Here is a 22,052-nt window from a genome sequence, read left to right as displayed (position 1 = left end):
TCTTGGATTAAGACAATAACATTTGACAATGGAAAGGAGTTTGCTCGGCATGGTGAAATAGCAAAAGACGTGAATGTAAAAGCATACTTCACAAGACCATATACCTCTCAAGATAAGGGAACTGTCGAAAACAGAATAGGTGTAATAAGAAGATTTTTTCCAAAGAAAACAGACCTTAGAGAAGTCTCAGCTAAGAGAATAAAAGAAGTAGAAAAATTACTAAATTACAGACCAATTAGAAAGTTTAATTATAATAACCCTATTGAAGTCCTAAATAATAAGTGTGTTGCACTTATGGGTTGAACTCAGCAATTCAATAAAAATGTTGCCCCAAAAATTATTCCAGTAACTAAAAGTTTGAAAAAGCTATTATACCGAATGGGATACGAAAACAAAAAAGGAAAGGAAGAATTTCTTATTTCACCTGATAGATCTAAAACTTCAACTTATGCTTTAATGGATAATCTATCAAAAGGCTTTTCTCATTTCTATAAACAACTTGGAACTGGAAGAGATTTACAATTAAAGAGTTTAAGAAAGACATACCTCACATATCTATCCTCAGCATTAAGTGGAGACACAAAATCATTGTCTTCTCACACAACAGATGAAGTGCTACAAAAACATTATATTGACGAAAGGATTGTTAGTAAAGCAGTTAAAGAACTGAACATTTTTAACTCTTAAAATTGACGAAAAGACACTTTTATTAGATACTTTTTAAAGAAATGAGCAAAGAACAAGCACCAAACCATAACGACACAAACGCTAAAAGCACTGAAAATCAGTGCTTTTACTTAGTAGCGGGAACTGGACTCGAACCAGTGACCTTCGGGTTATGAGCCCGACGAGCTACCTACTGCTCTATCCCGCGATTTAAAATCTATAATAACTGTCTTAGCTTTTAACTTTCGGCTCATGATACCGACTCAATCATTTTAGGACTGCAAAGATAAAAGCTTTTTTAGATATTACCAATTATATTACTAGAAGATTTTAGTAGAATATTGCTTTAATATTTACTTGCTTAATCAATAAGGTTTTAAGAAGACTCTTTGTTCTTCTATAATGAAGATTTTCCTAACTAATTTATCGTTTTATTAAACAATCTATACAAAAAAATAGCTCTTAACACATATGTGTTAAGAGCTACATTTACTTTATAAGTATATATTATAATTAATATTAATTGTCGTCGTCTATATCAAGTGTAGCAATCGCACCTTGATTTACTACGTCAACATAATCAAACTGTTTTAAATTTGGAAGTTGGGTCTTAAGTTGTACCAATTCTCCTTTAAAATCGTTGTTACCAATAAGCAACACTTTTAAATTTATAAGACTAGCCATTTGATTCGGTAATTTTCCGTAGAAGGCATTGTTAGATATCACTAACTCTTCTAGATTTATTAGGCTACAAATAGAGTTTGGTAATGTCCCAAAGAAATTATTTTCAAAAATACTAAGAACCTTTAAATCTTTAGCTTTAGAAATCGATGCAGGTAACTTACCTGTAATCTGGTTGCTGCTAAGCAATAATTCCTTCAATTTAGTTAATTCACCAATTGTCATTGGTAATTCACCTGTTAATTGATTATTATATAATTCTAGCGTATTTAAATTTGATAACTGACCAATTGTTACAGGAATCTCACCTTTGATCATATTCATGAATAACTTTAAATTTTTCAAAGATTTTAATTCTCCAATCTCCTCAGGCAAAGGATTTGTGAGCATGTTAAAAGATACATTTAAAGTCACTAATAACTTTAAGTTTTTAATTGAAGAGGGTATCCCTCCAGAAATTTTATTTCTAAAAAGATTGATATGTCTCAAATGAACTAAATCTCCAATTTCTTGAGGAATTACACCTCTAAGATTATTGAATTCTAAATTGAGCCCAATAACTTTGTCTCCCTTCACAGTAACACCATGCCATTCTTGAACTGGCGTATTTAAATCCCACGTCGTTCTCCACAGCGCACCATGAGTTGAGTTATAAATTGCTTTTAACGCCTCTTTTTCTTTTGTTGATACGCTACCAAAGGACAATAGGGTAACAAGAAAGAATAACAATGTGAATTTAACAGTTTTCATAATAGTAGATTTGGTTGAGGGCAGCATTTCTATTACGAATTTAGACCAATACCCGTTAAACGACAAATATTTTCGACGAAATACAATGTAGTTCATCGAAAAAAATATTAATGCATTAACAATCAATGACTTAAAATAAACTATTGTTCTAAGTTTTCTGCATCAAAACTAGTAATTTCTTGATTATCAGTGGAGATTCGAAGTTGAATAGGATTGCAACACACCTCACAATCTTCAATATATTGCTGTTGATATTGTGACACGTCGATAAGCATTGAGATAGATTGCCAGCAATATGGACATTGAAAAAAGTGTTCTTGCATAATTTTTTTCAGAAATTAGAATTCAGTATTCAATAATTCTCCACTTAATTGAAGTAGTGACAATTCAGCTAATTTGGCATCGTATTTAGACTGATTTCTACTTAACTCTGTTTTGAGCAAATTGAGTTGAGCTTGTCTGAATTCAATAGAGGTGACTTGACCTATTTTAAACTTTTCTTGCGTGCGCTCAAAATTATTTTGAGATGTTTTAATGTTATTTTCCTGTACTTGATAAATCACCAGCTTATTTTGATAATCATCCCAAGCATTGTTGAAGTTACGCTCAACATCAAGAAGGAGTTGTTCTTTTTGAAGTTTTTGGTTCTCTAAGCCTATCTCAGCATTTCTAACACGTGTTAATGTACTTCCGCCATCAAATAGACTCCATGTTAAATTTAAACCTGCCGATACTCCTGAATTTGTATTTTGGAGAACGAATGCTAACGGACTATTATTTGAAGATTCGTTCCAGCCATAAGAACCTACCAAACCAATAGTTGGTAAAAATTGTGCTTTATTTGTTTTGATATCAAACTGACTAATATTAATATTCTTTTCGGCTTGTAACAAAGACACATTATTCGATTTGGTTTTTAATAAAAGATCCTCTTTATTTAACTGCAATAAAAAACTCAAATTGGTGACTACTCTATAATCTTCAAGAATTTGATTCCCTAAAACTACATTTAAATCACGTTTTGTATTTTTTAATTGTTGCTTCGTATTTATGAGGTTAATACTATCATTATTAATATCAACTTCTGCATTTAAAACAGCAAGTTTGGTACTTTGCCCATAGTCAAACTGATATCCTGCTCTTGTTAATCTGTCTTTTGAAATGATAAGCGTTTCTATTAAAACGTCTGTATTTTCGGTGAGTTGGGCTACGGTATAATAGACAGAAAACAGTTGCAACATAGTAGTTTCAATAGTTTCACGTGCTTCCAAATCAGACAGTTGATACTCTTCTTTTAAACGCTTATAGTTATATAAACGTCCTAATCCATCAAAAAGCGTGTAATTTAGATTTATAGAGGCGTTGTAACGTCGTGTTTCCGCACCTTCTGCAATTCTTATTTCTCCATTTGCTAATTGCCCTTCTGTATTTTGCACATCAATTGTTGCTCCTGCATTCCCTGTTAGTGTTGGTAAATAACCAGAGTTTAAAATTCCTGTGTTATTGTCTGCTACTTCAACCGTGTTATTTGCGATTTTGATTCCGTAGTTATACTCTAATGCTAACTTTACAGCTTCATCTGTTGTTAATACTTGTTGGGCCTGAGCAAATATTCCTAAGAAAACCAGAAAACAAGTGGTATAAATTCTAATGTTCATTTGCTTTATTTTGTTGTTTTATTAAAAGCTGTAATTCTTTTTTAGTGACATAATCATCGGTAGGTAAAACTGAAGAACCACCATCTATAGGATCATCTTCACTTGTCTCTTTTGTGACACGTTCTACCTCTTCTTTTGTAACCGCTTTGTTAGTCCATAACCATTTAGCAGTCACTTTTATACTATTACCAAATGATAAGAATATTGGCAATACAATAAGTGTTAAAACAGTTGCGAATGCAATACCATAAGCAATAGATACTGCCATAGGAATTAAAAACTGAGCCTGTCTACTCTGTTCAAAAATTAAAGGAGCTAGACCTGCAACAGTAGTAATTGATGTTAAAAATATGGCTCTAAAACGAGAACGACCCGCTTCATATAAAGCGTCATCAAACAACATACCGTCTCTTAAATTATTATTGAATTTCCCAATAAGAACCAATCCATCATTTACCATAATACCAATAAGTGCAATAATACCAAGCATTGATAGAATATTTAATGGAAAGTCATGAATCCAATGTCCCCATGCTACAGCTGGCAAACTCAGCGGAATCAACAACAATAACAGTAGAGGTTGACTGTAACTTCTAAACGTAAATGCAATGACAATATATATGAGTAACAATACCGTTATTCCAACTGGCACTAATGAGTTAGTTAGTTTTAGTTTTTCTCTATTTTGACCTTCATATGATGGCGTGACCGTAGGATATTTTGATAGAATAGCTGGCATAATTTCATCTTTAATTTCTGCCATAATATCTGTTGAACTCGTTTTCTTTTGATCTTTTATATCTGCCGATACTTGTATCTCCCGTCGACCTTCTAAGTGATTAATAGCAACATCGCCTCTTTCAATACTGTAACTAGCAATTTCTTTTAACGGAATTCGTTGTCCGTTTGGTGCTAATATTCGCATATTATCTAAATTTTTAATAGACGAACGATTCTCTCTATTATAGCGTACCCAAACTCTAATCTCATCTTGTCCTCTTTGAAAACGTTGCGCTTGTGATCCAAAAAATGCAGATCGTACTTGAGTCATTACAATTCTTAGGTTTAAACCAAGAGCATAAGCACTTTCATTCAGTTCTAAACGAATTTCTTTGATACCAGCAGGATCGTTATCAGTGACATCCTTTAGCAGTATATTATTTTCAAGATTTTGTTTTAACTCTGCTTTTACAGCTTTTAACTCAATAATATCATTTCCTAAAAGCGAAATTGAAACAGGACTACCTCCAAAGTTCCCTCCACTTCCGTATACTAAACTTTCAACTCCAAATATTGGACCAACACGGTCCCGTATTCTATTAGTAACCATATCAGAAGATAATTCATTAGGACGCTCTTCTCCTGGCAACATATTAATAACTAAAGATGCTGTTGATGAACCTGGCCCAATATTTCTAATCATATTTTCGACCAGATGTTTTTCTTCATTTTCACCTATATATTCCTTATTAATTTCATCTGTAACCTCAATAGCTTTTGCTTCTATAAATGAAATGATACTGTCTGTCATCTTTTCATTTGTACCGTTTGGCATATTTAATGTAATACGAACAGTATCACTTGCTATCTGAGGAAAAAAGGCACCTCTAATAATGCCTCCATCAAAGCTAGCTTTCGTTAAAATCATGAATACAATAAAAAAGGAGAACATCAAAAACTTATACTTTAGAGCGAACCTTAAAGATGGACTATACAATGTATCACGAAGCCAAGTCATGATTTTATCACCAAACATATTGATGTAACGAAGTTTGTAAAATATCTTTTGAAAGACTCCTGCTATGCCTTGTTTTGGTGTGTTATTTTGTTTTCTTAATGCTTTAGAGTGCGCTAAATGCGCTGGTAAAATTATTAACGCTTCAACCAATGACACCAATAAAGTAAGAATTACAACGACAGACACCTCGCCAAAAAACTCTCCTATTCGCCCATCTAAAAACAAGAAAATAGCAAAAGCTAGAATAGTCGTGAGAATAGCAGATACAATAGCAGGCAAGACCTCCATTACACCATCAACAGCAGCTTGTTCTGGAGTTTTTCCTTTTTCATAATGCTGGTATATATTTTCGGCAATGACAATACCATCATCTACTAAGATACCTATTACGATTATCATCCCAAAAAGTGATAGTACGTTGATTGTAACATTAAAATAACCAGCAAAAACAAACATCCCTAAAAAGGCTATTGGCAAACCAAAGGCCACCCATAATGCTAATCTTGTATTTAGAAATAATGATAAAAACAAGACTACTAATAGCATACCAACTAAAGCATTTTCTTGCAGAAGCTCTGTTCTTTGTACCAGAGCGATTGATAAATCTGTGACGACATTCAATTGAACATTATCATACTTTTGATTAAACGATTCAATGTACTCTTTTACTTTATCTGCAGAAGTGATTAAATCTTCATTATTGGTACTGGAGATGGTAACATTAATAGATAAATCGCCATTAAAGTAGTTAGCGTTTGGTGTTTCTGAAAACTGATCTCTTACTACAGCAATATCTTTTAACCTAGTTATACGTCCAGAAGCGTCAGATTTAACAACTAAATTTGATAATTCGTCTGCATAATACGATCTTGAATTTGCTCTAATTAGATATTCTTCAGTGTCTGTTTTAATTGTTCCGCCTGTAGTTATCAAACTAGATTGGTTAATTGCGTTTGAAACATCTTCAAAAGATAAATTATACGCTAATAAATTAGTCTCATTAACAGCAATTTCAATTTCTTCTTCTGGATAACCTGAAATTTGAATTTGTGAAATCCCTTCTATTCCTCGCAAATCATTCTCTACTTGCCTTCCTATTTGCTTTAAGGTAGACAGTGGAATATTAGAACCGCTTATCGCAAATGAGATTGTTGGTCTCACAGCCTCGAGTTTTGCAACAATTAAAGGTTCCATACCAACAGGGAATGAAGGTACGCGATCTACAGCATTCTTGACCTCGAGAAGCATGAAATCAATATCTTTCCCTTTTTCAATTTCCACATTGATAGTACCACTATTCTCTCTTGACGTCGATGTTACGCGCTCTATACCATTTAAACCTTTAAGGTTATCTTCAATTTTAAGCACAATGCCTTCTTCAACTTCTTGAGGAGATGCACCAGGATAAGTGACGTTAATGCTAATATTCTTTGAATCTATTAAGGGAAAATAAGATGATTTTAAATTAGTTGCCCCAAAATATCCAAAAATGACAAATGCAAATATGACAACATTAACAGCAACACTGTGTTTTATAAAATAAGCAATCAGTTTTCTCATAACTTATTTTGCTTTCTTAGATTTAGACACTTCTAAAGATTTATCCTTTTTAGAATAATCAGGTTCAGTCACTTCGGCTTTTAAGTGATAAGGTTTCACCAACATTCCCGCGTAAGCTCCTGGAACTGGTTTGGATAAAATAACTGCACCATCTGGAACATCTCTCAACACCACCTTAGAATCTGAAAAATATACAGGCTTAACGTCTATAAGATCTAAAACACTGTCTCTTACAACAAAAATCTGTTCAGTATCTAAAAATAAATTTCTACTAATTTCAATAACATTATTTTCTTCTTTTGCATTTACGCTTGCTTCAAGGTACATACCTTCCTTGAGGGTTTCGTTTTTCACTTCAATAAATGCGGTTATGGTCTGTGTTGTAGGATCAATACTTCCATTAACTCGAGAAACAATACCTGAAAATGTTTCGGTATGTTCAATATTACTTAAAGCAACTGATTCGCCTACTTCTAAAAGACTTGCATACGTTTTACTTAATGCAACTTCCATTTCATAAACTGTTGGGTCTATATATTCACCTAGCTTTTGTCCGTTTCTAATCAGCGAACCTTCGGTGACTAGTGCTTCGATTAAAATACCTGAGAACGGTGCTCTTATGTTATATTTTTCAAGTCGTTGCTCTAAATTTTTAACGTTATAATAATTAGATATAATGCCACGACCTGTAATGAAGTAATTTTCTTTTTCCGAAGTCATATCGGGTAACTTAGGTGTCGTTTTATTTAAATCAAAACCATTGAGATAGCTTTGCCATTTTGAAAATACTTCAGGAAAATCCAAACGTAAGTCTGGCATAATAGCAGCGATAGAATTATACAGATTACTTTTTGATGATTGTACGCTTGCGTAATATTCTGAAGCATCAATACGAATTAAAGTTTCGCCTTGACGATATTCTTGACCTGGTTTAAAAAGTTTTCCACTAGTTCTAAAAACACCTTGAACCTCAGCATACAATTCTACGCGACGTTTGGCCATCAAACTACCATTTGCAGGAATTACAATTTGAACTTTACCGTTTTTCACAGTATCTGTAAAAACTGTTTTAATTACTTTTTCAAGAACAGGTCTCTTCTTTTTCTTATTGTTAGCTATATTATTACCAATATAAATCGCCCCAATAATGAGAACAACTCCTAGAGTAGAAAGTATGATATTACGCATGTGAATAACTAATGATTAGTTAATTACTTGACTTTATAATCAAATAATTTCGTCACAAAAGTATTTAAATCCAATAGAGAAATCAGTTAAAAAAAACTTAAAACAAAACTTAGACTAATTCATCCAAGTCGTGTTGCACGGTTTCCCAATCTGCCATTAATTTTTTTAACTTATTCTTTTTAGCCTGATAGTTATCAAAAAAACTTGGATTTGCAGCAGTGTCGTCGTAATTAGTCGCTAATTCCAAATCATCTGCTTTGACCTCTTTTTCTAAGGCATTTATCTTAGACTCTATATTACTCAATCTATTATTTAGAGACTTGAACTTTTTTTGACTTTGGTAAGAATGCTTATTCGTTTCTTTAGGTGTATCTTTAATGACGGTCCGCTTTTCTACTTCCCGTAAATTCTCGACATTACGCTCTTCTAAATAAAAATCAATATCACCTAAATATTCTTTTATCTTTTGATCCTTAAATTCATAGATACTATTTGTTAATCCTTGAAGAAAATCCCTGTCATGAGATACTAAAATTAAAGTGCCTTCAAATTTTTTAAGTGCTTCTTTGAGAACATTTTTAGATTTGATATCCAAGTGGTTTGTAGGCTCATCCATCACCAATACATTAAGCGGTTTGAGCATCAATTTTGCTAGAGCCAAACGATTTCGTTCTCCTCCAGAAAGCACTCTTACATATTTTTCTGCCTCGTCACCTCTAAATAAAAAGGATCCTAGAATATCACGAACCTTACTTCTATTCGTTTCATTGGCAGCATCAATCATCGTATCTAAAACGGTTTTGCTCCCATCTAAATATTCAGCTTGATTTTGAGCGAAATATCCTATTTGTACATTATGACCTAATTTTAAATCACCTTGGTGTTTAAGTTCACCAACTATTATTTTTGCTAGTGTAGATTTTCCTTGCCCATTTTGCCCAACAAAAGCCGTTTTACTATCCCTTTCTATAAGTAGGCTAATATTTGATAACACATGATTATCGCCATAATTTTTGGATATCTTCTCTGCTTCAATAACCACTTTTCCAGGTGTGATCGATACTGGGAAATTTAAAGTCATCACACTATTATCATCTTCATCAACTTCTATGCGATCCATTCTATCCAACTTCTTAATAAGTGATTGAGCCATTGTTGCCTTGCTAGCTTTGGCTCTAAACTTCTCAATAAGCTTTTCGGTTTGTTCAATTTGCTTTTGTTGGTTCTTTTGCGATGCTAACTGTTGTGCTTTAAGCTCATTTCTCAGTACTAAAAACTTTGAATATGGTTTTGGATAATCGTATATTCTTCCCAAGGAAATCTCAATAGTACGGTTGGTAACATTATCTAAAAACATCTTATCATGAGAGACAATTACTACTGCTCCAGAGTAGCCTTTTAAGAAATTCTCTAACCAAATAATAGATTCTATATCCAGGTGATTTGTTGGCTCATCCAGAAGCAAAATATCATTATTTTGTAATAATAATTTTGCTAATTCAATTCGCATTCTCCAACCACCAGAAAAGGTATCTGTTAGCTTCTCAAAATCTTCACGCTTAAAACCTAGCCCTTGTAATATCTTTTCGGTTTCGCCTTGATAATTATAACCACCAATAATTTCATATTGGTGCTGAACCTCGTTGAGATCAATCATCAACTGATTATAACCTTCGCTTTCATAATCAGTACGTTCTGCTAATTGGGTATTAATATACTCCATTCTAGATTCTAGCTCTTTAATTTCTTTGAAAGCCTCGTAGGACTCTTGCAGCACTGTTTTTCCAAAGACGAAATCAATATCCTGTTTTAAAAATCCAAAACTCAGATTTTTATCCGCTGCAATTTGTCCAGAATCTGGTTCTAGTTCTTTAGACAAAATTTTGAGCATTGTAGATTTACCTGCTCCGTTTTTACCTATCAAACCAATACGGTCACCAGGACTTAATTTAAAGGTAATATCTTCAAACAAGAATTCGCCTTGAAATGATATGGAAAGATTATGAATATTGAGCATTTGCTACTTTTATTACTATGAATTATTTATTAAAACGTAAATTTGTATGTTATTTACAGAGCGCAAAAGTAATCAAATTTAAGTCATGTTAAAAGGCACAAAAATTTATAGCATTTTTACGGGTACTTGTCCCAAATGCCAAAAAGAATCTATGTACAAAACTAAGAACCCTTATGTACTTAGTGATGTGTTTAAGATTAATGATAATTGTTCTAATTGCAAACTAAAATACCGCCTTGAACCGTCATTTTTCTATGGATCTATGTATGTTAGTTACGGTGTTGGAATCGCCTTCGCTGTGACTGCTTTTTTAATAAGTTACTTAGGTTTTGAAACGTCTTTATTAACTGCTTTTATTGCTATTATTTTAACTATGACTGCTTTAGGACCAATAATCATGAGACTTTCTAGAAATATTTGGATTAACCTATTTGTTAGTTATGATAAAAATTTATCGAAAAAATAATATATCAGTTTTTATGTTTTCTTCAGAAATTAGCTGTACTCACTAATTCTTTATTCTTTTAATATCTATTTCTGAATCTAGTGGTTCTCCAGCTTCAATATGATTGAATAGTTGTTCTGCAACATATGGAGAAATCATAACACCTCTCGTACCTAACCCATTAAGCACAAAAATATTTTTGAAATCTGAATGAGACCCCACTAAGGGTCGTCTATCTTTCGTAGTTGGTCTTATTCCAGCGACTTGTGTTACAATTTTAAAATCACATTTGATAATCTGTTGTAATTTATTTACTAGTTGGTCTTTTGCATTCTCAGTAATGCTATGTGTTTTATCTTCACGTTCATATGTGGCTCCAATCCAAAATAAATCATCGCCTAACGGGACAATGAACACAGAAGATTTCATTATAAATGCCATCTTTAGACCTGGTGCTTTAATGGTTAGCATTTCGCCTTTTGTGCCACTTAAAGGCAGATGGCTAAAAAATGGGTTTTTAGTAATCCCAAACCCTTCAGCAAATACAATATACTTTGCGCTTATATCGTTATATGCAAGATACTCGGGGGTCACTTCTAATAGTTCATGTTGAAACTCCTCAAGTTTAAGTTTATCGTCTTTAAGAAGATAATTACGATAGGACTTCACTAATTGTAAAGTATCTATCCTTCCAGAGTGCAAGACTTCTCCAAAACCAAAATCTGCCTTTATAACATCAGTGATGTTCTTTACTAAATTAGTAGATAAGAACTCTTCCAGAACAGGTTTATCTGAAGCTGTGAACCAGTCATTCTGTTCTTCAACCGACATGAATCGTCTATACACAGGTAATTGATAATCTAATTTCACACCAAGAAGGTGCTCAAGCGTTTTGTATTTTGGAATTGCTAAAGCTAACTGTTCTTTTGCATTCCAAACCTTTGTAAATCGTTTTAAAATCACAGGATTATATAAACCCGCAGCGACGCTTGACGATCGTTGGGAGTTGTTATCAAAGACAACAAACTTTTTATTGGCAGCTCTTAGTTGCTCGCAAAAGGCAATACCTGCCAAGCCATTACCAACTATAATATAATCTATATGTTTCACAAAGTCACCATTTAATAATTAAATCGGTACTACAAAGGTAAAGAAGATATGATGAGAATGATTTGACTTTATTTAAAAAGATTCTCATTTCCGAAGTAACAAAACAAAAAACGCCCACTTTAAAAGTGAGCGTTTTTTATATAATTTATGTTTTTCTTAGTAAGACCACATGTCTTGTTCGAAGTTGCGAATCTTTTCTTTAATACGATCAGACTCTAAAAGTTGCATTAACGCATTATCTGCGATGTAATCTTTAACCTCTCTATCACCATATACATTTTCTTCTTTGTACATATAACCATTAAAACGCCTAGAATTCAATAAATGATCAAAAGTCAATGGCATAGCACTGTTTTTGTTATTAAACGCTTTAGCCTCGTGTAATACCTCTCTTACTTCTGGATAGAATACCCAAAATAAAGCATTAGGCACTCTTTGAGCCTCGTCCTCAGAATCTAAAAAGTTCACATCTGGTGCTGCTGGTGCAATACCAAGAATTCTATACTTCAATTCTCCGTGACGCTTATCGAAATACCACAGGCCTTTAATTAAATAAGCACTAATGTGGTACGCTTCAATGTTAGTTGTTGTGATATACTCTGGATCTACAAAACCATCAGCATTTAATTGATCGTAACCAATATCTAAAGTATCTACTTTAGTGGTGATATCTTGAAGCTCCTTAACTGTTCTTTTCTGAGAAAAATAAGAATCATTATACACGTTCTGTATTCTTCCGTTTTTTACCGCTTTAATCAAAGTATGATATAAAGAGCGTCTTTCTTTACCGATATTATTAGTATCCACAGGAAAGTATAATGGGAAGTTTACACGTTCATCTAAAACAACTTTTTCCCAAGTCATTTTAGAAAACAAAATGTCTCTATCATCAACATAACCATATTCTAACGGCTTGTCATAATCTAATGCTAATTGCGCTTCCGTTTTAACACCAACTTCACTAGGTTTTTTGGCATTTAAAATGTTGGCTTGAGAAAACATACTAGATGTTATACAAACCGTGGCAATGATTGATAATAAAAATTTATGATTCATCTTTTTAAATTTTAATTTGGGTTACTTTATAAGTTGATTAATTAGTCAACTCAATAATAAGTGGCGATGCTGGTTTAATAGCTGGTCCATTAGTTCTTGATTTGATATCAAAAATTTGAACTTGTGATCCTCTTGGAGCACTTCTTAATGCTGACTTTGCAGAACCATTAAGTCTATTACCAGAGCATGTTACAGAAGGCTTCCCTTCTATTTTAATCTTAAATTCTGTTACTGTTAAAGGCAAATCAAAATCAAAATCTTCTAAAACTGCTTCGATTTTACCAATCTCAACATTATTTCTAGGTAGTTTAGCAGTACCTGTTTGTCCTGCAATACGACCAGCTGGTTTTGGAATATCTTTAATTCTAAATATTGCTTTGTCACTTACTTTAGAACCATCATCTAAGGAAGCTGTAACGTTTATTGTCACCTCTCTTCCAGATGTTGGAACCATTGAGTATTTCCCCGTTCCTGAACCTTTTTTCAATCCAGGTCCAGAGGCAGACACTTTATTATCTGGCACACCAGCAAATGAAATCGTCATTGGATTATCAACACCACGATACACAACGTTCATCTTATCTGCAGAAATAGTTGCAGAATTTGGACGTGGCACTACAACGTAGTTAGCTACAATTGGAATAGGTAATTCTTTACCATTCTCAATAAAAGTAAATTCACCGTTGATAGTATGCTCACCAACATTACCCACATTAAAATCTAATGTAGCAGCACCGGTTGAATCAATCGCTTTTGATAAATCTACTTCTATACCTTGCACCATTAATTTAGTTGGTGGCACATTGGCATACTTACCAATAACTACGCGACCTTGAAATTTCTCACCTGCAAAAAACGCAGATTTATCAGCTAGTACAATAGCTTTATAGTTATTAAGTGTTGTTGCTTCGGATAATGTATTACCTAAAAATAAGCTGTAAAGATTTGCCTCTGTTACTTTAACATCGTTTTGCAATGCTGTTAATTTAGTATAAGACGCAATTGCCGGAAAAGCTTGAAAATTAGCATTTAAATAATCAATTTCTTTCCCATCTTTATTGGGCACTTTAGCAAGACTAAAACTCTTTTCAAAACTTTCACTTTCACCTCTGTAACTTTCGTCAGTTGCTAAAATTTTCTTGATAGCAGTTTTATAGGCATTTATTTGAGCCATGACTTCGTCACCTTTCTTCGTTAGACGATCACCAGTAAACCAAGCTTCATCAAGAATATCAGTTTTATCCATAGCTTCAAATGGTAACTTACCGGTTTTAGGATCAACTTTATAATCACCTGCTCTTAATAAGTCTACTTTTATAGTCTCTATATATTTAAAAAGTTTGTCTGAAGCAATCTGAACCTGTTGTGCTCTCGCTGCTGGTATTTTAAATTCCTCAGGTTTTTCAGTTCCCTTAGTACTTAAATCCATCAACATTGCTTCATTTCTATTTGCTGTTGATTCGTTTGCATTAGCAAACTTTGTTTCCATTAAACCGAAAGCAGACAATACTTCTTTCGACATGTTCATAGCCATCATTGCAATGAAGACTAAGTACATCAAGTTAATCATTTTCTGCCTTGCAGATAATTTTCCTCCTGCCATGTTAATTAGTTTTTTTAGTTGTTAATAATTATAGTTAATAAAACTAATTAGTTTTTATTCATTGCAGTTAACATTCCTCCATATACACCATTTAATGATGATAAGTTAGATGCCAATGATTGCATTTGTTCTTTTAATTTCTCAGCGTTAACTACAGACTCTTCGTTAATTGTAGCTTGACGACTCGCACTTTCCATTTGCACTTTATAGAGACTATTTAAAGACTCCATTTGAGCTGCAGCTAAATACAATTCTTCACCGTATTTCTTTTGAGCATTCATAGCATCGACAGCTGGGCTAATTCCTTTTGCAGCACCTTCAAAATTCTTAATACTGTTTCCTAAACTTGCCATTAATTCACCATCAATTTTTGCATCTTTTAATAAGTTATCTAATTTTTTAGATAATAATCCTTCAGCATCTTTAGGCTCTTCTTTTTTAGCTTTTTTAGAAATTAACTGTCCTCCAGCTAATTCAGGATATACTAAAGACCAATCTAATTCATTTCCTTGTCTTTCAAATGCAGAATACGTAAAGACTAAGGCTTCAACAATCATACCTATTGTAAGAATAAGTGATCCATAAGGCCAGTGTTGAATTTTAAATAAAGCTCCAAGTATAACGATTGCAGCTCCAAGTCCATAGACCATATTAGCGATTGTGATTTTTCCCTTCTGTGCCATAATTTTGTTTTTTAGTTTTTAAAGTCAATGTGACTTAAGTAGATTAATGTTTAGTTTAGTTAATTAATTTTTTAGTTCGTAGCAGCGTTCTTAGTTACCTCAGTTCCCATGTAATCTTGAACGGTTCTAAAGCCAATATAACTTCTTGCAGAATCAGCGTATTCGTAATCTCTAGAACTTACTTGTAAGAAGTATGCTACATCTTTCCAAGAACCTCCACGAACAACTTTACGTTCATTATCTGGATTATTAACACTTGGATTAAATGATGACATATATTCATATGAAGCAGCATCGTAAGAACCTTGTACCCATTCTGAAACGTTTCCAGCCATATTATACAGGTTAAAATCATTTGGCTCATAAGCATCGGCCTCTACAGTATATAAGGCTTGGTCTGCCGCATAATCACCACGTAATGGTTTAAAGTTTGCCATAAAACAACCTCTATCATTCTTAGCATATGGTCCACCCCAAGGATACGTTGCTCCTTGAAGACCGCCTCTTGCTGCATATTCCCATTCTGCTTCAGAAGGTAATCTATAAGAATTCACAAATTGTTTTCCTTTTGATTTTCTATAAGAATTATGGTATAAAGTTCTCCATTGACAGAATGCTTTTGCTTGTTTCCAAGACACGCCTACTACTGGATAATCTCCATACGCATCATGCCAAAAATAATCGTTGTGCATTGGTTCATTATAGGAGTAAGAAAAATCTCTAATCCAAGCAGTTGTATCTGGATACACAGTGACCTCTTCTGTTATAATAACATCTTTACGGCTTAAATCTCTGTTTTTTGCAGCTTTCTGAATGTCCATGTACTTATACTGGAATTTAAATTTCTTCACATCCCAAGTGCGTTGGCCATTGTAAGACTCCTCAATTGGAAGATGCATGGTATCCATAACCTCAGCATAGTACTCGTCTGGATAATCTGCAGTATCAAAAATCAAATCAATATCTTTATTTAACTTTTTACCTTCATAGCCTGTAGGTCCTAGGCCACTATAGTTATTATCCATGTATTTTTCATAAACAGTCATATCGTCTGGATCTGCATTGTTAAATGCAAATTCTCCAATACCACCATTCCCTGGAGTTTCTCCAATCTCATCAGCTAGAATAGCTAATTTGGTTCTTAAGGTAGAATCTCTAACCCATTCTACGAATTGACGGTACTCACTATTAGTGATTTCGGTCTCGTCCATATAAAAGGCTCTCACGGTTACTGTTCTAGTTGGCGCATCTTGTACTCCTGCTAAATCGTCATCAGATTTTCCCATTATAAATGCACCACCTGGCACAAGTGCCATACCATAAGGTTTTTCTGGGTGCCATTTGTTTCCTTTAACGCCTACGAGTTGTCCTCTGTCTCCAGAGTTACAGCTAACCATTAGGGCTAAAACGGTTGTCAATAAGGCAAACTTCTTAATATTCATAGAAACTTGAGGTTAAATTATTTAGTTGTAATTATTATATTTATTCTTGTGCTTAATTATTTTGAGGATGTAAACATATTTATATATATTGTAAAATCCAATTTTTTTTCAATCTTTTTTACACTTTATCCCAAAAAGTTAACATTTCATCGATTAAAAATATGTTAAATTTTATAATATATAGACCCTAAAAACTATTCTTTTTATACGCTTTATACCAGCGTTCTGGCATTTTACCACAACTTGCTTCTAGATAATCTTCATGCGTGCAAGGTAATAACGTATGCTTTTTTAATTTATTATTAACATTTGGTAAAAAAGGAATTTCTATCCACCAACGTCCCGTTTTTAAACTTTTATAAAAAATCAACTCATCATTCTCTATTAGCACATTATATTTTTGATGGTTATTAGTATTACTAAAATCGTCATCTTTAACCCTACAATTAAAACCTTCTATAAAATACCATATCATCTGTGATATTAGCATAGGCGTTGCATCTAACTCATAGGTAGTTTTAAATTCATAAATCCCAAATGACGACACCTTATTACTTATTCCAGCATATCGTGCAATAGCGCATACCTCTTTACCATTAAAGCCGTTAGGAGAAAATTTTTGCTTAGCACCAACCTCTGCTGCTCTAACAGATTTTAAATCCATAGTCACAATATGTGCATCTCTCATTACGGGCTCTACCAACTTAATAGAATGCGTAACCTCTCCTAAACGATAAGACTCAAAGTAAAGCTTATCCATCAAGTCGATTTCTTCTTGAGAATTAAAATAGGTTTGATAACCAACTACAGAATAATTAAATAGATTGTAAGGTTGCTCTAAAATTATTTTCCCAAGGAAACTATTATTTTTCATTTCTATGGAAGCGTCACCAAGATCAAAATTAGAATCTACATTCACGATATTAACCATAGGTGACATCGTATCATACGCGCGATAATTAGCATAGGTCAAATCCTGGCTTCCCCCAAGTATAATAGGGACGACTTTGTTCTCTATTAATACCGAAATTAAAGTTCGTAAAGCGTAATATGTATCTTCAATAGTTGAACCGGCTGGAATATCACCTAAATCGGCAATTGTTGTATGCCAATTTCCAGGAAATAAAGAATATAGTGATGTTCTTATGGTATCAAAATTTAATTCCTCTCCCATATAATTAACATCATTACGGTTTTCTTTAACACCTATGATGGCAAGTTTCACACCATCTAAGTCTGGAATACCGTTTTGAGTAGAATGAATTTTTATTTTTTTCCCTAGCACCTGCTCAGATAATAGTTCATTATGAGCTAATACTGAATCTGAGACGGGAGATAAGAAATTAAAATTCATGGTATTACTTATTTTTTAGTAGCAGCTTTCTTTTTAGTAGTTGCTTTTTTAGTCCCTGTTTTTTTCTTTACAGGTGCTTTCTTTTTAGCCGCTGCCTTTTTCTTTGGCGCTTTCTTTTCTATTTCTTTTTGAGCCTCTTCTAAGGTCATGTCTGTAACATCTACAGTCTTAGGAAGCTCAACTTTTATTTTACCTTTAATAATATTGTGTCTTCCCCAACGTGCTTTCTCTACGCGAATCCCTTCATCTTCCCAGTTGTGAATGACTTTATCTATTTCTTTCTGAATCTTGTCTTCAATTAAAGTTACAACATCACTATCAGATAGATTGTCCCAATCATACTTTTTATTGACGTTGATAAACATATTATTCCATTTTATAAATGGTCCAAAACGCCCTTTACCTTTTTGAACAGGAAGGTCTTTATACATATATATAGGAGCATCAGCTTTTTGCTTCTCTTTGATTAACTCAATAGCCTGATCCATTTCTACATCTAAAGGATTAGTTCCTTTTGGAAGTGACACAAATGCCTTACCAAACTTTACATAAGGCCCAAAACGACCATTATTAACCTCTATAGGTTCATCCTCATAGGTGCCTAAACTTTTAGGCAATTGGAATAAATCCATCGCCTCTTCATAGGTAATTGATGCTAATTGTTGATCTGGTGACAAACTTGCAAAGGTTGGTTTCTCTTCATCGTCAACAGTTCCTATTTGCACCATAGGTCCAAATTTCCCTAAACGAACACTCACTTGTTTTCCTGATTTAGGATCTTTACCCAAAACACGTTCTCCCGATTCTCTGTCTGCATTTTCTTGAACATCGACAACTACAGGATGAAAGCCCTTGTAGAACTCCTTCATCACTTTTTTCCAGTCTTCTTTACCCTCTGCAATTTGATCAAAATCTGCTTCAACTTTTGCGGTAAAATTGTAATCTAGGATATTTCCGAAGTGAGTTACTAAAAAGTCAGTCACAATCATACCTATATCTGTTGGTACAAGTTTCCCTTTATCGCTATTCACTTTTTCGGTTAAACTATTATCCGTCAGTTTCCCTTGTTGAAGTAATAGTTGCGTATACTCACGCTCCACCCCTTCATTAGTTCCTTTTTCTACGTAATTTCTATTTTGAATTGTTGAAATTGTTGGCGCATAAGTTGACGGTCGACCAATACCAAGTTCCTCCAATTGTTTCACCAAAGAGGCTTCTGTAAATCTATAGGGTGCACGTGAAAAACGCTCAGTCGCTGTAATATAACTATTTAGTAAGGTCTCATTTACTTTCATTGCAGGTAACATGCCTTCCTGCTCAGTATCTTCATCATCAGTACCTTCGAGATAGACTTTTAAAAAGCCTTCAAAAGTAATAACCTCTCCATTTGCAGTAAATGTTTCGTTGTGCGTTGACGCGTCAATTTTCACATTAGTACGCTCTAACTCTGCATCGCTCATTTGAGAAGCAATGGCACGTTTCCAAATTAGATCATATAACCGTGCTTGATCACGCTCAATATCTACAGAATGTTTATTAAAATCTGTAGGTCTAATGGCTTCGTGAGCTTCTTGAGCACCTTTAGATTTTCCTTTATATTGTCTTGATTTACTAAATTTTAAACCATAGGAGTCTTCAATTTCTGCTTTTGCTCCTTTTCGGGCCTCATCAGATAAATTAACACTATCGGTTCTCATATATGTGATCAAACCAGCTTCGTATAAACGTTGTGCGTTTTGCATCGTTCTACTAACCGAATAGCCCAACTTTCTTGACGCTTCTTGTTGCAGAGTAGATGTTGTAAATGGCGCTGCTGGTGATTTTTTAGCTGGCTTTTTTTGTAGATCTGCTACTTTAAAACCTGCATTTGCATTAGATTCTAAAAATTTATATGCTTTTTCTTTGGTTGAGAAGTTCTTCGGAAGTTTCGCTTTAAATGTCTGTCCGTCTTCGTTAGAAAACTCAGCATCAATCCTATAAGAAGCTTCTGGCGCAAAACCTATTATTTCCCGTTCTCTTTCAACTATTAATCGAACAGAAACAGATTGTACGCGTCCTGCAGATAAACCTCCTTTTACTTTTCTCCATAACACAGGAGACAACTCATAACCTACAATTCTATCTAATACACGACGGGCTTGTTGTGCATCCACCAAATCATAATCAATATCTCTTGGATTTTCAATGGCTTTTTGGATAGCACTTTTAGTAATCTCGTGAAAAACAATTCGTTTTGTCTTTGCTTTATCAAGACCTAGAGTTTCTGCTAAATGCCATGCTATTGCTTCTCCCTCCCGATCCTCATCACTTGCCAACCAAACGATATCCGCTTTTTTAGCAAGATCCTTTAATTTTTTGACAATATCTTTTTTATCTTTAGAGACCTGATAATTAGGCTTAAAATCTCCCTCTACATCAACTCCTAGTTCTTTTGAAGGCAGATCTGAAATATGACCAAAGCTAGATTCTACTTTAAAATCTTTACCAAGAAATTTTTCTATGGTTTTGGCTTTTGCTGGTGATTCTACGATGACTAAATTCTTCGGCATATATGATTTTTTGAGGCTACAAATGTATGTGAAAAAAAAGTTATCTTCCTAATTAAAGTGAGTTTCGACTTAAAAAAGCATCGTTTCATCTATTTAAAAACAAAAAAAATAACCAAATTCAATTTGGGCTAAATCCAAAACTTGTAATTGAGTATCCCATCAATAGGTATACGTCAATGACTCTGGAAAACCTTCAATATTTAAAATGATTTCATTACTACCACCTACTTGGATTGTTGTTAAATCAAAGGATCGCCCTTGCGACACAATTGCTAAACACACTTCGTCATTAGTTAAAACAAGTTTTAAGTAACGTTGCTCTGGAAAAGAGTCTCCAATATCATCAGAAGCTACTAATACCATACTCCACGAATTACCGTCACAACCACTAGCAGATATATTAACAAAAAGGCAACTATCACTAATTTCTAAACTATCAAACTCATACTCATGAGTTTGTGCAGACTCAAAAAAAGCATCATCAACAACCACTGTTTGATCACAAGGCACATAATCAAAATCGTCATCATCGCATTGCGTGTTCATTAGTAATAGTATAAAACAAAAACAAGCAATTAGAATTCTCGGTAATTTCATAAGATGTATTTTACTATTAGACGTAAAACGTATTAAAGGGTTGCATCAAAATTTTCATTATTTCCAATATGTTTCAGTTCATCTATGTCTTCATCAAAACCAATGACTTCTTTATAGATGAAATATAATGGAATAAAAGCAAATGATGCCGTCACAAGAATACCAATACCGCACATTAACATACCAACCATTTGCGCCAATATTCCTGCGATGAAAGTAATCCCAAACGTGATAAACCATTTCTTATTACCTAAATCAAAACTTGCTTTGATTAGATTAGAACCAGATATTTCGGGATTAAAAGCATACATAACAACTAGTAAGTTAAGTGGAACCATCACATAAATAATTGGAAATACGCACAATAAAACTGCTAATAAATTAATTCCAAAATAAGCTAAAGACAGTGTAATCGTTTTTAAAAGATATGGTTTCCGAAGAAAAAACAAATAATCATCTTTCCCTATCATGTCTGCATCTTTTTGACGCATGATTCTAAACAATCCAGCTTTTAGACCAAATGTAACGACTAACATAATAAAGGCAAAAAGCACATACGCAAGGACAAAGAAAACAACAGCCATCACCTCCATACCCTCAAAAAAACTCGGGCTTTCAGCATCTACAAGACTAAAAACAACCATTGGCACATATATAAAAATTACCAATGGGATAACGAAAGCCATCATAATTAACCATATCATAAGCCCTTGAAGCCAAACTTTTTTAAATAGCTCGATACTATCATTTAAAAGCATACCAAAATCGAGTTGCCTAGCCTGATTAATCTTGTTTTGAATTTCTGAAAATAACATACGTTGAGTAATTAGATTTATTTTTCCAAATAAAGCAAAATAAAACGCATCTTCAAAACAAAATCTGCTATGACACTTTGTCACAATCCTCTAAATTATACTATCTTTGCATCTGCCTGCTGAAAGGTTGGTGCGAATAT

18 protein-coding genes and 1 tRNA gene are annotated in these 22,052 nt (G+C 33.6%); 3 read left to right on the top strand and 16 right to left on the bottom strand.

What is annotated here, in order from left to right; genetic code table 11:
• Together H593_RS19145 and H593_RS0112015 are read left to right on the top strand one after the other, a co-directional pair.
• A partial coding sequence (locus H593_RS19145; RefSeq protein WP_157588847.1) for an IS30 family transposase occupies positions 1–303 on the top strand: 303 nt, incomplete at its 5' end.
• Positions 304–357: 54 nt separating this feature from the next.
• Entirely contained in the window at positions 358–687 is a 330-nt protein-coding gene (locus tag H593_RS0112015) for a hypothetical protein (protein WP_211224959.1), read from the top strand.
• Positions 688–801: 114 nt separating this feature from the next.
• On the opposite strand, the gene H593_RS0112010 is transcribed toward H593_RS0112015, so the two are convergent.
• The 7 genes from H593_RS0112010 to H593_RS0111980 form a co-directional block, all read right to left on the bottom strand.
• Positions 802–874, bottom strand: a tRNA-Met gene (locus tag H593_RS0112010).
• A 311-nt stretch (positions 875–1,185) separates the two neighbouring features.
• A complete protein-coding gene (locus H593_RS19140; RefSeq protein WP_037052261.1) occupies positions 1,186–2,097 on the bottom strand; it encodes a leucine-rich repeat domain-containing protein in 912 nt (303 codons plus the stop codon).
• 140 nt (positions 2,098–2,237) lie between these two features.
• On the bottom strand, positions 2,238–2,420 hold the full coding sequence (locus H593_RS20520) for a CPXCG motif-containing cysteine-rich protein (RefSeq protein ID WP_084142322.1): 183 nt from the start codon (positions 2,418–2,420) through the stop codon (positions 2,238–2,240).
• A 15-nt stretch (positions 2,421–2,435) separates the two neighbouring features.
• Positions 2,436–3,755 (bottom strand): TolC family protein, encoded by a 1,320-nt coding sequence (locus H593_RS0111995; RefSeq protein WP_028872676.1) that lies wholly within the window; start codon positions 3,753–3,755, stop codon positions 2,436–2,438.
• Positions 3,745–7,053, bottom strand: a complete 3,309-nt coding sequence (locus tag H593_RS19135) for an efflux RND transporter permease subunit (protein ID WP_084142321.1) — start codon at positions 7,051–7,053, stop codon at positions 3,745–3,747. The genes H593_RS0111995 and H593_RS19135 overlap by 11 nt, the downstream gene beginning before the upstream one ends.
• 3 nt (positions 7,054–7,056) lie before the next feature.
• Positions 7,057–8,241: an efflux RND transporter periplasmic adaptor subunit gene (locus H593_RS0111985; protein WP_028872675.1), complete on the bottom strand. Its 1,185-nt coding sequence runs from the start codon at positions 8,239–8,241 to the stop codon at positions 7,057–7,059.
• A 109-nt stretch (positions 8,242–8,350) separates the two neighbouring features.
• Entirely contained in the window at positions 8,351–10,258 is a 1,908-nt protein-coding gene (locus H593_RS0111980; protein ID WP_028872674.1) for an ABC-F family ATP-binding cassette domain-containing protein, read from the bottom strand.
• Positions 10,259–10,343: 85 nt separating this feature from the next.
• Between H593_RS0111980 and H593_RS0111975 the strand changes: the two genes are divergently transcribed.
• Positions 10,344–10,724 carry a DUF983 domain-containing protein gene (locus tag H593_RS0111975; protein WP_028872673.1) on the top strand — a complete coding sequence of 127 codons (381 nt, stop codon included), beginning with the start codon at positions 10,344–10,346 and terminating at the stop codon, positions 10,722–10,724.
• A 42-nt stretch (positions 10,725–10,766) separates the two neighbouring features.
• Here the strand turns inward: H593_RS0111975 and H593_RS0111970 are convergent, their stop codons facing one another.
• The 9 genes from H593_RS0111970 to H593_RS0111930 form a co-directional block, all read right to left on the bottom strand.
• Positions 10,767–11,813 (bottom strand): NAD(P)/FAD-dependent oxidoreductase, encoded by a 1,047-nt coding sequence (locus H593_RS0111970; RefSeq protein WP_028872672.1) that lies wholly within the window; start codon positions 11,811–11,813, stop codon positions 10,767–10,769.
• 156 nt (positions 11,814–11,969) lie between these two features.
• Positions 11,970–12,869, bottom strand: coding sequence for a type IX secretion system ring subunit PorN/GldN (gene porN, locus H593_RS0111965; protein ID WP_028872671.1), 900 nt, complete (start codon positions 12,867–12,869; stop codon positions 11,970–11,972).
• Positions 12,870–12,906: 37 nt separating this feature from the next.
• Positions 12,907–14,472, bottom strand: a complete 1,566-nt coding sequence (gene porM, locus H593_RS0111960; protein ID WP_028872670.1) for a type IX secretion system motor protein PorM/GldM — start codon at positions 14,470–14,472, stop codon at positions 12,907–12,909.
• A gap of 47 nt (positions 14,473–14,519) precedes the next feature.
• Positions 14,520–15,155, bottom strand: coding sequence for a type IX secretion system motor protein PorL/GldL (gene porL, locus H593_RS0111955; RefSeq protein WP_028872669.1), 636 nt, complete (start codon positions 15,153–15,155; stop codon positions 14,520–14,522).
• 71 nt (positions 15,156–15,226) lie between these two features.
• Complete coding sequence (gene porK / locus H593_RS0111950; RefSeq protein WP_456238964.1) at positions 15,227–16,591, bottom strand: T9SS ring complex lipoprotein PorK/GldK; 1,365 nt, start codon at positions 16,589–16,591, stop codon at positions 15,227–15,229.
• Positions 16,592–16,784: 193 nt separating this feature from the next.
• On the bottom strand, positions 16,785–17,951 hold the full coding sequence (locus tag H593_RS0111945; protein WP_028872667.1) for a formimidoylglutamase: 1,167 nt from the start codon (positions 17,949–17,951) through the stop codon (positions 16,785–16,787).
• Between the two features lie 8 nt (positions 17,952–17,959).
• Complete coding sequence (gene topA / locus H593_RS0111940; RefSeq protein ID WP_028872666.1) at positions 17,960–20,500, bottom strand: type I DNA topoisomerase; 2,541 nt, start codon at positions 20,498–20,500, stop codon at positions 17,960–17,962.
• A gap of 159 nt (positions 20,501–20,659) precedes the next feature.
• A complete protein-coding gene (locus H593_RS0111935; protein WP_157588845.1) occupies positions 20,660–21,097 on the bottom strand; it encodes a hypothetical protein in 438 nt (145 codons plus the stop codon).
• A 32-nt stretch (positions 21,098–21,129) separates the two neighbouring features.
• Positions 21,130–21,912 (bottom strand): hypothetical protein, encoded by a 783-nt coding sequence (locus H593_RS0111930; protein ID WP_028872664.1) that lies wholly within the window; start codon positions 21,910–21,912, stop codon positions 21,130–21,132.
• Positions 21,913–22,052 lie beyond the last annotated feature (140 nt).

The sequence above is a fragment of the Psychroserpens burtonensis DSM 12212 genome, from assembly GCF_000425305.1.
Taxonomy (GTDB): domain Bacteria; phylum Bacteroidota; class Bacteroidia; order Flavobacteriales; family Flavobacteriaceae; genus Psychroserpens; species Psychroserpens burtonensis.
Note: the sequence above shows the minus strand (reverse complement) of the source record. Positions and strands in the feature narration are given on the sequence as shown.